At 60.6% G+C, this 13401-nt stretch carries 12 protein-coding genes and 3 pseudogenes; 6 read left to right on the top strand and 9 right to left on the bottom strand.

Annotated features, from left to right (window positions below):
* Positions 1-1324: VCBS domain-containing protein (locus ABID26_RS20400; RefSeq protein WP_354416161.1), on the bottom strand; the 1324-nt coding region annotated here is incomplete at its 3' end.
* A gap of 856 nt (positions 1325-2180) precedes the next feature.
* Here ABID26_RS20400 and ABID26_RS20395 point away from each other — a divergent pair.
* Positions 2181-2993 carry a GntR family transcriptional regulator gene (locus tag ABID26_RS20395; RefSeq protein ID WP_354416159.1) on the top strand — a complete coding sequence of 271 codons (813 nt, stop codon included), beginning with the start codon at positions 2181-2183 and terminating at the stop codon, positions 2991-2993.
* Positions 2994-3817: 824 nt separating this feature from the next.
* On the opposite strand, the gene ABID26_RS20390 is transcribed toward ABID26_RS20395, so the two are convergent.
* Positions 3818-4837: a nucleotidyltransferase family protein gene (locus tag ABID26_RS20390; protein WP_126098406.1), complete on the bottom strand. Its 1020-nt coding sequence runs from the start codon at positions 4835-4837 to the stop codon at positions 3818-3820.
* A gap of 280 nt (positions 4838-5117) precedes the next feature.
* On the opposite strand from ABID26_RS20390, the pseudogene ABID26_RS20385 reads away from it, so the two are divergent.
* Positions 5118-5549: pseudogene (locus ABID26_RS20385) on the top strand (IS21 family transposase); the annotation flags it as partial.
* On the opposite strand, the pseudogene ABID26_RS20380 reads toward ABID26_RS20385, so the two are convergent.
* Positions 5523-5759: pseudogene (locus ABID26_RS20380) on the bottom strand (VOC family protein); the annotation flags it as partial. The pseudogenes ABID26_RS20385 and ABID26_RS20380 sit on opposite strands and share 27 nt — an antisense overlap.
* Positions 5760-6423: 664 nt before the next feature.
* On the opposite strand from ABID26_RS20380, the gene ABID26_RS20375 reads away from it, so the two are divergent.
* Entirely contained in the window at positions 6424-6720 is a 297-nt protein-coding gene (locus tag ABID26_RS20375) for a site-2 protease family protein (RefSeq protein ID WP_354416157.1), read from the top strand.
* Here ABID26_RS20375 and ABID26_RS20370 read toward each other — a convergent pair.
* From ABID26_RS20370 to ABID26_RS20355, 4 genes and pseudogenes are all read right to left on the bottom strand, one after another.
* Positions 6720-7004: pseudogene (locus ABID26_RS20370) on the bottom strand (DUF488 domain-containing protein); the annotation flags it as partial. The gene ABID26_RS20375 and the pseudogene ABID26_RS20370 overlap by 1 nt on opposite strands.
* A 134-nt stretch (positions 7005-7138) precedes the next feature.
* Positions 7139-7279, bottom strand: a complete 141-nt coding sequence (locus ABID26_RS20365; protein ID WP_189521462.1) for a hypothetical protein — start codon at positions 7277-7279, stop codon at positions 7139-7141.
* Positions 7280-7541: 262 nt separating this feature from the next.
* Positions 7542-7670 (bottom strand): hypothetical protein, encoded by a 129-nt coding sequence (locus ABID26_RS20360; RefSeq protein ID WP_354416155.1) that lies wholly within the window; start codon positions 7668-7670, stop codon positions 7542-7544.
* A gap of 109 nt (positions 7671-7779) precedes the next feature.
* The gene (locus tag ABID26_RS20355; protein WP_126098403.1) at positions 7780-8055 is read right to left on the bottom strand and encodes a LysR family transcriptional regulator; all 276 of its coding nucleotides are present in this window, start codon (positions 8053-8055) and stop codon (positions 7780-7782) included.
* 121 nt (positions 8056-8176) lie between these two features.
* Here ABID26_RS20355 and ABID26_RS20350 point away from each other — a divergent pair, with 121 nt between their 5' ends.
* From ABID26_RS20350 to ABID26_RS20340, 3 genes are all read left to right on the top strand, one after another.
* Positions 8177-8839 carry a 5-formyltetrahydrofolate cyclo-ligase gene (locus ABID26_RS20350; protein ID WP_292299130.1) on the top strand — a complete coding sequence of 221 codons (663 nt, stop codon included), beginning with the start codon at positions 8177-8179 and terminating at the stop codon, positions 8837-8839.
* A 104-nt stretch (positions 8840-8943) separates the two neighbouring features.
* Positions 8944-10539, top strand: a complete 1596-nt coding sequence (gene ctaD, locus ABID26_RS20345; protein WP_354416152.1) for a cytochrome c oxidase subunit I — start codon at positions 8944-8946, stop codon at positions 10537-10539.
* A 45-nt stretch (positions 10540-10584) separates the two neighbouring features.
* Positions 10585-11202 (top strand): Tim44/TimA family putative adaptor protein, encoded by a 618-nt coding sequence (locus tag ABID26_RS20340; protein ID WP_292299126.1) that lies wholly within the window; start codon positions 10585-10587, stop codon positions 11200-11202.
* Positions 11203-11437: 235 nt separating this feature from the next.
* Here the strand turns inward: ABID26_RS20340 and ABID26_RS20335 are convergent, their stop codons facing one another.
* Both ABID26_RS20335 and ABID26_RS20330 read right to left on the bottom strand, forming a co-directional pair.
* Positions 11438-11734 carry a hypothetical protein gene (locus ABID26_RS20335; protein WP_126098399.1) on the bottom strand — a complete coding sequence of 99 codons (297 nt, stop codon included), beginning with the start codon at positions 11732-11734 and terminating at the stop codon, positions 11438-11440.
* Between the two features lie 57 nt (positions 11735-11791).
* Complete coding sequence (locus ABID26_RS20330; RefSeq protein WP_354416150.1) at positions 11792-13354, bottom strand: FAD-dependent oxidoreductase; 1563 nt, start codon at positions 13352-13354, stop codon at positions 11792-11794.
* Positions 13355-13401: the final 47 nt, after the last annotated feature.

Raw genomic sequence — 13401 nt, 5'->3', positions numbered from 1 at the left:
CATCGACATCGCTGTCGTTGGTGGCGACGCTGCCGCTGATGGTGGTGTCCTCAAGGCCGGCATTGGTGTCGGCGACCGCCACCGGGGCGTCGTTGACACCGGTGACGGTGATGGTCAGCGAGGCGACCGAGGTCGCGCCGTGCTCGTCGGTGACGGTGTAGCTGGCCACCACGTCGGTGGTGGCGCCGGCGGCCAGGTGCTGGTAGGCGGCATTGCCGGCGTCGAGGCTGTAGCTGCCGTCGGCGTTGAACGTCAGGCCGGCGACCGGGGCGTTCAAGGTGTAGGTCAGGGTCGCGCCGTCATCGACATCGCTGTCGTTGGTGGCGACGCTGCCGCTGATGGTGGTGTCCTCAAGGCCGGCATTGGTGTCGGCGACCGCCACCGGGGCGTCGTTGGTGCCGGTCAGCGTGATGGTCAGCTGCGCCGTATCCGTCAACCCGTGGGGGTCACGGACGGTGTATGTAAACACCTCGGTGACAGTGGTGCCCTGCGCCAGCGCGTTGGTGTCGGGATCGGTGTTGTTGAGCGTATAGGTGTAGCTTCCGTTCGCATTCAGAACAAGTGAACCATAGGTGCCAACCAACGGAGATCCGACGGTCCCCCCATTTCCAGATCCGGATTCCGGACCTGTCCGAACCGCCGAGACAACCAAGGACGCCTGGCCATCGTCCGCATCCGTATCGTTAGACAGCACGTTGCCCGCGGCTGTGGGATCGCCCGCTATAGGTGTATTTCCCGGGCCAACACCGGCCTCGCGCACCTGATCCGCGGCGTTGGTGTCGTTAACTCCGACAGGTGAGCCTGGGTCACGGGCGACGACAACCTGCTCGATCGCGGAGACTTTCAAATTGATGCTGGTGAAGGTGAATTCTGCCTGGCCCGCCTGGCCGGTATTGGTGTTCGAATTTGCGCTGATAAAAGCGCGGAACTGAGCAATCTCATTGTTAAGCGTCGCCATAAACGAGGCGTTATTGAGCTGGTCATTGCTTAGATAGATGAAAAGCGTATCGATCTCGGCTGTGCCTTTGGCAGCGCTTCCGTTGCCGCCGTCATAGACATCGTAGCCGGAAAAGATCGTTTGCCCGGTCGTTGTGCCCGTGCCGTAAACCTGGCCGCCAATCTTGTACTGATTTTCCCAAGCTCGATAGATAAGTGTATCCGCGCCAGAGCCGCCCAAGACTGTATCGAAGCCCGAGCCTCCGTCGAGCGTGTCCGCACCAGATCCGCCATTCAGACGGTCGCTTCCGGCGCCCCCGGACAGAATGTCGTCTCCGCTGCCGCCAACCAGATTGTCGTTGCTGCTCGTGCCAACAGTCGTAGCCATCTTTCCCACCCCTTGGCGGACGCCTCGGCGCCGCTCAATGCCGTCGAACCGACGACAAACCACCCCATGCCGAACGAATCGGCGCCCAGTCTCGCGGGGAGAGGAAAATGATCAAAATGCCATGCAACCAAGCGCAACCGGAGTGACGGCCACCCCACAATGGCGGTTCACAGACAGACGGTGGCTCATGGTTATGGCTGCAACGGCTTTGAATGCCGCGCCCCGTTTTCCCTGCCCGCAGTAGCGCCGTCGCTCGTTGTTGCCGATCGAGAGCTTGTTCACGCCACCCCTGTATTAGGACATTATTAACTTTCCCCCGCGTTCGTCAACGTGCAATTCGATGAATTAGTTAACGCAATACATGTACTTTGTACGCCCATCCGGTAGAAGCCTCATCCGCATGAAGGCTCTCATCCAGAGTGACGTCCAGTAAAAAGGCAGGCTAGGCCCGTCACGTAACGTGCTTGGCAGGCTGCTGTCGATCCTTAATCAGCTTCTCAACGGCGAGCATGCGTGCCGCGCTAAACCCCAGAGCCGACGTTACGACCGCCGGTTGCCTTAGGGAGGTTTTGGCCCACCGCTCAAGCGAATGCCGCTCGGCACGCTCGCATATCTTGACAGGGCCAGCGGCTGCCGCTTCAGCGCAGAGCGCACTTGCGCGAAGTGAAGTCGAGCGCGGCCAAGATTTCGACAAGTTCGGCACCGCTCGGACCTACTTCCTCGAGGCCGACAAATAGGCATTTATGGAGCCCTGACGCGTAGATGCCAAGTCTGTCTCGTCCAATGGCTCTCTTGATTTCTGAGTTTTCCTTTCTGATAAGCCCGTCTATCGTAAGCATCGATTTGAGTGTACGCGTTGACAGACCGCGTCCAGCACATCGGAAAAGGGGCACTGAGGTCGATGGCTTCGAAAACATCAGACAGTATAAGTAGCCAGCAGACAAAGGCGGCCGAACACAAGCTGGTCGAATTTCTGGAAAGCGCTTCGCTCACCCGAGCTATCCCATTGCGGGATCAGGTCTATACGCTCATCCGCAAGGCTATCGTCACGGGGAAACTGGCTCCGGGCGCCTTCGTAAATGAAATCGAAATTGCGATGAAGCTCCGCATGTCGCGTACCCCGGTTCGCGAGGCGCTCAAGAAACTCAGTGATGAAGGCCTAATCGAGGTCTTTCCTCAGACCGGCACGTTTGTGTCCAAAATCAATCGTAAGCAGATGGAGGAGGCCTACATCATCCGGGTCGCCCTTGAGCTTCAGAGCATCAAGCGTGCGGCCGCAATGATCGAGACCAGCCAGATCCAAGATCTGGAGGACATCATCAACGCCCATGAAACCGCAGTGAAGCGCTCCCGTATTGATGAAGCCATTGCTTGGGATGATGACTTTCACCGCTACATCGCGGAGGTGAACGGGCTTACCATGCTCTGGAAGGCCATCGACGTCTCGAAGGCCGTGATGGATCGCTGCGGGCTCTTGGCTCTCACCCATCCTAGCGCAGGACAAGAAGCGATCGCTCAGCATCGCTCGATACATGAGGCGCTCGCCAAACATGATCAGGCAGGCTCCATGAAGGCGCTCCAGACGCATCTCGAGACGTCCTTGCGCAATACCATTGCCGGCCTTGGCGCGGAAACCGTCACTCGCATCCCGGGGGACGTCAACCGCTAGGCTCGATACTGGCCCAAAAGGAACGCCACAATCCATCAGTCGATATGTCAGTAGCTATCCGGTTGGAAACACCTCATTTGTCCGTTTGAGTTTTGCGTCGAAGCGGTGCACGCTGCGCTGCAGCAATCTGGATTGTACTGACCATGGCTTTGACGAAGTGATGTCGGATCGAACTTTGCGGCAGCCGCCGAAGGCCAAGATGTTGCCGCGGGCAACGAGACGCACTCCTGGACGGACAAAATCACCGGCCAAAGCCGCCGTATCGGGGCGCTGTTTTGGACCGCGGCCGGCCTGGCGGAGCGGGCATGGTGGGCCGGCGGATAGGTCTGCGCGTGAAGGTCCCCGACTAAAGCACCCGTGATGGGTTGAGTTCAGCGCTTGGTACACGGGCAGCCGGAATCAGAGATGCGGTTGCTGGTCCGGTTCCAGGCGCCCTCGCGCCTCGCCAGCGATGTCGTGGCTTTGAGCGCTTCCTTCCGCGCGTGGTTAATGGTGGCCAGGCCTACCCCAGGCTGTCCCCGTTCCAAACGACTTCGAACCGATAATGCGGCATTCTCCGATGGTGACCTGCGCCTGACCAGCCCGCATTCAAATTAGAGGGTCGGGGCAGAACCTTGCCCAGCCCTTCCGCCCGGCGGGGCGAGGAACCGCGTGGCAGTATGAGTTCGCTCCGGAAATCTTCGAGCGTTTAAAGCCTTCCTGAGCGCGATTCGGCAAAGCAGCAAGGCGCCCGTAGATCATCCGCTACGCGCTCACGGCCTCCTCCGGCTTAGTGCTCGTATTCGGTTGATGGCGCTTCAGTACCCGGGACATGCAACTGTCGATTAGGTGAGCGGACCCAGCCTAGCCTGAAGCGATGGCGACTTGTCGATCGACTTCTTGATCCGTTCGCGCCAGCGCTTTCCTCGTAACAGAGCATCCTCAAGGGCTTCCTGCAGATCATCCGGCCTGTCCAAGGCCAGAACGTTGATCAGAAATTCGGCCTGGAGCCGATCCTTGAGCGCCTTGAGGCTGTCTGGCCCATCAAGTCTCCGGTCCGCGACTATGAGCTTGTGGATCGCGAAGCGTTCCGGCCTGGGTATCTGGACGAGAACGCCGTCGCGATATGTGACTGCGGCCAGGATTGGCTCGGCGAGCAGATAGTTCAGGTGATGCAGCGATTGAGCGTGGACTCCCAGGGCAGGCAATGGCCGCAGGGGTTCGTCTTCGGTGAAGGACGGCGTCAGAAATTCGACCAGCATCTCGTTACGCGTTTGCTTCCAGCGCCATGTCTTGCCGGGCTCTAACGCGGGCGCCGGCTCAAATGAGAAATCCTTCAGGACATGGTCGAGCGGGCTCGATACGGTATCCTCAAGCGCTAAGGAAAGGCGCTCGAAGCTTGCTATGTCGATGTCGGCTGTTTGGGCTGTCTGGTCGAAGGTGAAACGAACGCCGAGTTCACCCTCGTAGAGCCGGAACGCCTGGGTTCCTACGACGGTCCCGCCAAGGCGGAATACGCCGGCTGAGGCAAGTGCGTGCAGAAGGCTGCCGATGGCTGCGTCGATGCCAAGAAACCCCTCGGCACGCAAAAGTCGGACCAGCCGGGCGCGGTTGCGCCTGCGATTCTCGCGTCCCTCTCGGAGGGCGCTAATGCGCTGGATCCGGGTGCGGAGCTCTTCGTTGTCTTCCCCAACATAAGTCTTTTTGACGTCAGAGCCGACACGGTAGGTGTCATACCAGTAGGTTCGGCCCCCGCGGTCTACTCGGGTCGGGGTTCCACGAATTTCCGCAATAGCCTCATCGCGCAAGGATGCAAGCAGATCATGATAGGCTGAATGGGCGATTGTCGAATGACGGTCCAACATCGTGCGTGCTCAACAAAAATAAGCTTTGTAGAACATACGCGATGTTCAACGAAATCGCAAACCGTTGAACAGACGGCCATCGACCTCCGCTGCACTGAGGCGTAAAAGCTGACGTTCGAGGTCGACGCCTGCATTATGTAGGAGCGTCGGCATGCCATCGCAGCTTGTCTCAACCAGACTACCGATGTCACCCAATGGTTTTGGGCAAATCCAAACGCGACGTCTTTGGCAGGGCCGCCTGCCGTCATCAAAGAGTAATGGCGTACATGGCGCCTGGTTCGAGACGGTGTTCGTCGGCAAGGACCGGCAATATAATCGCCGCTTCCTCCAGATGTGCAGCCCCTATCTGGTGCAGCCGGTAGCCTGCACGCCGGCGTCGGGCTGAGAGAAGGGTCAGGTCGAGAACCAGGTCGGGCTGGTGCGCGAGCGCTTCTTCACGCCCAGGCTGCGCTTCAAGACCTACGAGGAATTGAACGCCTGGCTGCAGGACAAGTGCGTCACCTACGCCAAGGCGCACTGTCATGTCGAACAGCCTGAGCGCACGATCTGGAACGTGTTCGAGGAGGAGCGCGGCAAGTTGGTCGAATACCGCGGCCCCTTCGACGGATTCCACACGGTGCCGGCCTCGGTGTCGAAGACCTGCACGGTTCGCTTCGACACCAACAAATACGCCGGCGGCTTCCAGGCGCATAATAACGGGATCAAGATTCGCAACGGCAAATGCCAGATGTCTCAGACCCGTCGCCTCTGGATGGGACGGCCGCATCGTCGGTGCAGGGAAGGAGAACAATTCCAGCTGGACGGACCCGATCCGCAGATCCGCCTTCCATGACTGCCGCTCCTCACGAGAGACCTCCCGGATCAGATCGAGGCCGAGGAGTTCGACGTAGAACCGTCGCGACCTCTCGTAGTTGGTGCAGATGAGCGCGACGTGGTGAATGGGGTTCAGCAGCTACGAGCTCTAGCCAAGCTGGGATTTGAGGCCAACGTCACGATCGAGTACGCGGCACTTTGTTGATGTCGCCGTTCGCGAGGGTTGCCTCGTCCATACGGATTTTCATCTGCCCAATCGGCGGCATAATGTTGCCTTTGCTCGCCGATTGGGCATCGATGAGTAGCGGGTTTCATGCTTACTATTCCAGCCGTCGACAGATCCCAACCGCGTTGCGCCTGCTTATCGATCTTATTCGAGAGATGCGGCCGCTGGCTGGTTGAGTTGAGCGTCCGCTATCGCACTCCGCAGACTGAAAGCGGACGGCGGGAAAGTTCCGAAAGCCGGTCGTTCAAGCCTCCCGTGACGAGCCGGATGAGCGACTGGTAGATTGCGAGGATGGCGACGCGGCGCACAGTTGGCTGAAACGCGGCGCATTGCCGCCCGACTGCCTTGGAGTCGGAACCCGAAGCGGTTCAGCAGGCCACGAGGAAGAGCCTATGAAATCCCTTGCATTGACAGGCGGCCGGACCCGTGCGCTCGAACGAATGACGAGGCACTTGATGCGACTGCAGACGGGGGTATGCTCGGCGGGCGCGGCCTGCTTCCCGACCCCGGCGGAGTCACATCATGCAGTGGTCCTACCCGATCCTCCGTGTCGGCGGTCCTGTTCAACCTCATTCCGGCCTTTCCGATGGATGGCGGGCGCGTGCTGCGCGCCTTGCTCGCCACGCGCTACAACCGCGTGCGCGCGACGGAGATTGCAGGGACCGTTGGCCAGTTCGCCGCCTTCGCCTTCGGCTTCACCGGTCTCGTCGCCGGCAACGTGCGGCTCATATTCGTTGCGATCTTCGTCTATCTCGCTGCCACTGCGGAAACCCAGGCGATGGGGCTCGAGGCAGCGGCGCGTGCCGTTAACGTCCGTGACGTCATGATCAGCCGGTTCGACTAGTCGGCGTAGTTGTGAAAGCTCTGATTGATCCAGAATGCGTTGAGCGTCGGTGGAACGTCGTGTGCCTTGCCGCGCAGGCCGCCAAGCTCGGCAATGTACTCATACCCGATGCCGAACGGCACCAGGCTTTCCGGAAGCACCTCGCTGTTGAATTGCGGGTTCGCCCGCGAGCGTCTGACGGTCCTTATGTCGACCACCAAGGTGATTTCTCCAACTCGCAGCAGGGCAACGAATTCGGCGATCGACCGGGTCGAATGACCGATGGTGTAGAATGGGTAAAACATTTTCGGTCAATCCGTGGCGTCCATCCTTCCAGCCACATAGCTCGCGCCAGGGAGGACGACTTGCTTCGGGCCTCGAAGCGCCTCCTAGATATCGGCTATCGCCTCGCCTGCCTTGGGACAGACAGCATAGCCAGTTAGGTGAATTTCGGCGCGCCCTCCACGATCTCCAGTTGTCCCGCTTCGATCTGGGGAGCCGCGGCGCCCCTGCGGAAATAGCCCATTCCCTCGGCGCGCAGGATATAACTCAAGCCCAGCGGGCCGAGCCCGACCAGCACTCCTGGCTTCCGAATGTGGTGGAGCTGCCGCCATGCAGGGCCGCAAACAGTAAACTGAAACGCATGAACCGAGGCCCAGATCGGTGCCCGTCGGCGGACGAGGCGCTGCCTTGACTTCCGGACAGCATCGTGGGGCGTTGCGATATTCTCTTCCGGGTCTGCCCCATTGCGGTCTCGTGACCCCTAAAATCGTCGGCTATATTCCACCAGACGACTCGAGCGCCGTCGTAATGAGACTCAGCCGTCGCGATGCAGATCTTTACTACATCTCAACAAGGACGTAGGCGACACCAAATATAGAAGTCATCAGAACGAAGAAAAATCCCCAGCCTCTTAATGCGTGACGGACGTCCTCTGGCGAAGCGCCTTTCTGGTCGTCATGTTCGTCCATGGTAAACTTTCCTGTCGTCCGAGACGGAATCCAGCAATAGCTGGCATTTGTTGGTACATATGCAATCGCCGTCGAATTGCAAGCGACGAACGAGATCATGGCGACCTTCTCAGTTCGACGAGTAAGTCCGCCGCCGTTTGACATATTCGACTGAGCCGAAGCCCACGCAGGCGGGTAGACAGGCGTGCCGCCGGCTCGGGCGTTCACACCCTCGGCAAGTTTCTCTGACTAGGAGCGGATTCCAGACACTGAGTTCACCGCCCCAGGCAACGACGCGTATGCGCGAGCTCACAATGGTCTGCGTGACATGCAGGCGATCCGCGGCCCTTAGGAAACTGCCTGAATGGACGATTTCAAGGACCGTGCGCGCGCGATCGATGTCCACTAACTCCTCCTGTTAATGCAATAATTTTGCACTCATACAGCATTTAATTCCGTTTGCCTTCCTGTTTCCTGCGGAGCACGTTCCAGCAGACGTAATGGGGCGCACGGACACGGAGCTAGCAATGACCGAGAAGAGCTGCAACGATCCTGAAGTCCGGGAATACGCGTCTCCGCCCTGTTTTGCCCACGAACTTTCATCCGCGTATGACGGACAATCGGGACCGGGGGATTGCTGGAGCGATGTCCTGCGCTGGCGCAAGGCGGAGCGGCAGAGATTGATCGAAGAGCGCCTCGCTATCGACGCCGACGAGAGGAAGGCCAGGTCGGACCGCATCGCTCCGCGCCTCGATCTCGCCATCGGCAAGGTCAGCGGACGCATCGTCAGCGGCTATTGGCCCTTCCGCGGCGAGCCGGACCTTCGCAACTGGGCGATCAAGATCATCGAACGCGGCGGCAGGATCGCGCTTCCCGTCGTCATCAGGAAAGGCTGGCCGCTGGAGTTTCGGGTTTGGAGGCCGGGCGACCGGCTTGAACGCGGCGTCTGGAACATCCTGGTGCCATCACGCGGCCCCTCGGTCGTGCCGGACGTGGTGGTCGCGCCGGTGGTCGGCTTCGACGGAGCGAACTACCGCCTGGGCTACGGCGGTGGGTTCTTCGACAGGACCCTCGCAGCGATTCCCAGACGACCACTGGTCATCGGAGTGGGTTACGCCGGAAGCAGGCTCCGAACGATCCATCCGCAACCCCACGACATTCCAATGGACGTCATCGTCGCGGACGACTGAAGCACGAAGCAGACAGCGCTTGGTTTCCCGATCGCGACGGCGGCTGAACATCGTCGATCGCGACAACCATCCTGCATGCCTGAATGAAAGGCAGGTAGAGCACCATGTCGAACCCAGCGGCATCCTTCGACGGACACAAGCCCCGGTTTCTTGTCAGGTGGCTGTACTCGACCAACCACAAGGATATCGGGACGCTCTATCTGCTGTTCTCGATCATGGCGGGGATTTTCGGCACCGCGCTTTCAGTGCTGATCCGGATGGAGCTCCAGGAGCCCGGTCTACAGATGTTCAGCGATCCGATGGCCTACAATGTCGTCGTCAGTTCCCACGGCCTTGTCATGATCTTCTTCGTCCTCATGCCTACGCTGATCGGCGGCTTCGGCAACTGGATGGTGCCGATCATGATCGGCGCGCCCGACATGGCCTTCCCGCGCATGAACAACATCTCGTTCTGGCTGCTCGCGGCTGCGTTTATCCTCTTCGTCACCTCGATGTTCGTGCCGGGAGCGCCAGGCACGCTGGGCCATGGCGGCGGATGGACGCTCTACCCGCCGCTCTCGACCTCGGGACAACCGGGCCCCGCGGTCGACCTCGTCATCCTCTCGATCCACCTTGCGGGGGCATCGTCGATCCTCGGCGCGATCAACTTCATCACGACCATCTTCAACATGCGCGCGCCGGGAATGACGATGCACAAGATGCCGCTCTTTGCCTGGGCAATGCTGGTGACCGCCTTCATGCTATTGATGTCGCTGCCAGTGCTGGCCGGCGCGATCACGATGCTGCTCACCGACCGCAACTTCGGCACGACCTTCTTCGTCCCCGACGGCGGCGGCGACCCGATCCTCTTCCAGCACCTGTTCTGGTTCTTCGGCCATCCGGAGGTCTACATCATGATCCTCCCCGGCTTCGGCATCATCAGCCACGTCATCTCGACCTTCGCCAAGAAGCCGATCTTCGGCTACATCGGCATGGCTTATGCGATGGTGGCGATCGGCACGATCGGCTTCCTCGTCTGGGCGCATCACATGTATACGACCGGCATCTCCCTCGACAGCCAGCGCTACTTCGCCTTCGCCTCGATGGTCATCGCCGTTCCGACGGGCGTGAAGGTGTTTTCGTGGCTGGCCACGATGTGGGGCGGGTCGATCGAGTTCAAGACGCCGATGTTCTGGGCGACCGGCTTCGTCCTGCTCTTCACCATCGGCGGCGTCACCGGGATCATGGTCGCCAGCCCCGGCATCGACCGCTCGTTGCACGACACCTATTTCGTGATCGCCCACTTCCACTACGTGCTTTCTTTGGGCGCGGTGTTCGCCATCTTCGCAGGCTTCTACTACTGGTTCCCGAAGATGACCGGTTACATGTACAGCGAGGCCCTGGGAAAACTGCATTTCTGGACGATGTTCATAGGTGTGAATCTCGTCTTCTTCCCGCAGCATTTCCTCGGCATGGCGGGCATGCCGCGACGCTACGCCGACTATCCCGACGCTTTCGCCGGGTGGAATTTCGTGGCGTCGATCGGATCCTACATCTCGACGGCCGGACTGATTATCTTCTTCATCGCGGTCGCGGAAGCCTTCAGCCGCAAGCGCCCGGCCAGCGCCAACCCGTGGGGCGAAGGGGCGACCACGCTTGAATGGCAGCTGCCGTCGCCGCCGCCCTTCCATCAATGGGAACAGCTGCCCCGCATCCGTTGAGCAACCGGCTCGCTGGATGCTTCGACAAACTGTCTAGTGAATGTCATGAACGAGACCACAGACCCGACCAGCCAGATTCTGCTCGTTGCGATCTTCGCGTTTTGGTGGGCAATGCTGGGCAGTTGGAGCCAGCTTCTGTCGCGTTGGATCGAGGAGAGGGCCAAGCGGGACGATGCGTCGACGCGGCCGAACGGCAGTATGGAACCTGCGCCCTCTGTGGACACGCCCCTGGATGCGCTTCGAGAGATCGACGCGAACTTCGACCTCCCCGCATTCCTATCCGGCGCCAAGAGCGCCTATGAAGCTATCTTGCGGGCCTATGCGGACGGCGACATCCCGACGTTGAAACGCCTCGTCGAGGCTGAAGTGCTTGATGCGTTTGAGCGGGAGATCGCCGAACGTCGGAACCGTGAGGAGACGTTGCAACTCACCTTCATTGGCACGCGTGAAGCGAAGGTCGTCGACGCCCTCGAGGAGGATGGCGTCGCTGAGATCGTTGTCCGGTACGATTCCGACGTGGTCAGCGTCACACGCTCCGCCGATGATGCGGTCGTCGCCGGCGATCCACGGCAGATCGTCGAGATGATCGATACATGGACGTTCGCCTGTGAAACCCTGTCAAAGAAACGGAATTGGATGTTGATCGCCACGGAAGGCGAATAGCGCTATCATCGGGCGGCTTCTCAATCGGATCTGCTCGGCCAGAGCCGCGCCATATAAGACCGCCCCGCCAGCATGTCCCCTATAGCTCGGCGCGAAGTATCTCCAAACGTCAGCAGGCATCCTGCCTGGACACGTGACCTCGGCAACGCCGGAGGCCTCCCCGGCAACGCTCCAAAATCTTATGAAGAACGATCAGGGAAGGGCTCCGGCTGGCCGTGATCGTAAAGACACCACCCTACTCGAACACGATCCGGGCGGTACCTCTTTTGGCGATTAACGCTCTCCGGACTTCCTGGATCCGCTGGGCCTGTTGTTTGGTATAGGGACCCATCGGCCGGGTCTTTTCATTGCCGCGACGCACCCGGCAGTACCAACGGCTGCCATCCGCGAAGATTTCAACCGAGGTCGGCATCTCGTCGGACTCTTCCTTGGCAATCTCCTCGGCGAACTCGACGATCTTTGAACAGTGCTGAGCGGGCGCAGGTGTGGGCAAACCGGCGACTGCGTCAAGTTCCTGCGGCAGTGTGGACATAGGTCGAACTCCTTTCGGTCACGATGAAACACCCGTTCATCCTGGTTGTGCTCCCAGCTACCCGCGAGCGTCTTCTGTTGCCATTTGCCGCTCCATCGCGACCTCGGCTTCAAGGCTTTCGATATCCCGGAAAATCGAGGCGGCAGCCAGCGTGCGTCCTTTGCTCCTGAACCGCAGCAGGCAGTCCCTGGCGGCGACATCGCCCTCGACGACGATCTCGTCCCATCTCTCGGCATGTCCGACATAGTTGATCGGGACGTCGTAATGCTGGCTCCAGAAGAACGGGACGGCGACGAACTTCTCGCGATGGCCGAGCATGTTGAGCGCGGCGGTCTGCCCCTGCCTCTGAGCAACCACCCAGTGCTCGACCCGGATGTTCTCGCCGCTGTGGGGATCGGGCCATCGCGCTATGTCGCCGGCCGCGAAGATCCCCGGCTGGCTCGTCTCCAGAAAGGCGTCGACGGCGACGCCGCGGTCAACGGCCAGCCCTGCCGCTTCGGCGAGCCCGATGCGCGGCCGCACGCCAATGCCGACGACCACGAAATCGGCCGCCAAGGTACTGCCGCCGCTAAGGTGCACCTTCCCGCCGTCGATGCTGGTTGCGGTTTCCTCCAGATGGAATACGGTGCCATGCTCTTCATGCAGGGCGCGAATGAAGTCGCCCATCTGTGGGCCCAGGACACGCTCCATGGGCCGCTTCTCCGGTGCCACGACATGGACGTCGATGTCGCGCGCACGCAAAGAAGCGGCAACCTCGAGCCCGATGAAGCTGGCGCCAAGCACGGCCACGCGGCGCGCGGCGGCGGCGCGTGCGATGATCGCCTTGCTGTCCGCGAACGAGCGCAACGTATGGACGTGCGGTCGGTCGGCCCCTGGGACGGTTAGGCGGACAGGTTCCGCGCCGGTCGCAAGCAGCAGCCTGTCGTACGGAGTCCTGCTTCCGTCTGCGAGGACAACCTCCAAGGAACGAAGGTCGATGCGGTCGGCCTTCGTGTTGAGCCGCAGGTCGATGTTGTTCTTCGCATAGAACTTCTCCCCGCGGAGCGGGATCCAGTCCTCCGGGGCTTTTCCGGCGAGGTAGTCCTTGGAGAGGTTCGGCCGGTCGACTGGCGGCGCGCAATCGTCGCTGACCATGACGATGCTGCCCTGGAACTGTTCCCGCCGCAACATTTCGGCCGCTGCGAACCCCGTCGCGCCGCCGCCTATGATTACCATTTTGTCAGGCACCTGGCCGGAGCTTCTGGAGCGCGGTTTCCGAGCCGCCCGTTTCAGCTTCTCGCCGACGAATATCCGGCCATCCCGATGCTCGACGGCCCAGCAGGCTAATGGATTGAAGGCGGGAGCGCGCAGCGCTTCGCCAGTTCGCAGATCGAAGCACGCGTGATGCCACGGACACCGGACGGTGTCCGCCACCAGGAGACCTTCCGCCAGCGGCCCGCCGTAATGCGTGCATGTCGCAGAGGTGGCGAAGACTTCGGTCCCTCGGCGCACGAGTAATACCTGTTCTCCGCTGCTATGGCCGACAAGTTTTCCGCCATCGGGAAGGTCGGACAACGCGATGCCTTGGACCAGATCCGGTCCGGCTAGCTTGGTAGCGCCTTCAGCCACGTTTTTCTCCATTGGCGATCCGATGTCGTAATCGCTCGCACACGGCCGAGAAGCGGCAA

The organism is Mesorhizobium shonense, from assembly GCF_040545255.1.
GTDB classification, from domain to species: domain Bacteria; phylum Pseudomonadota; class Alphaproteobacteria; order Rhizobiales; family Rhizobiaceae; genus Mesorhizobium; species Mesorhizobium shonense.
The sequence above is the reverse complement of the archived record's forward strand: the minus strand, read 5'-3'. Positions and strand labels throughout refer to the sequence as shown.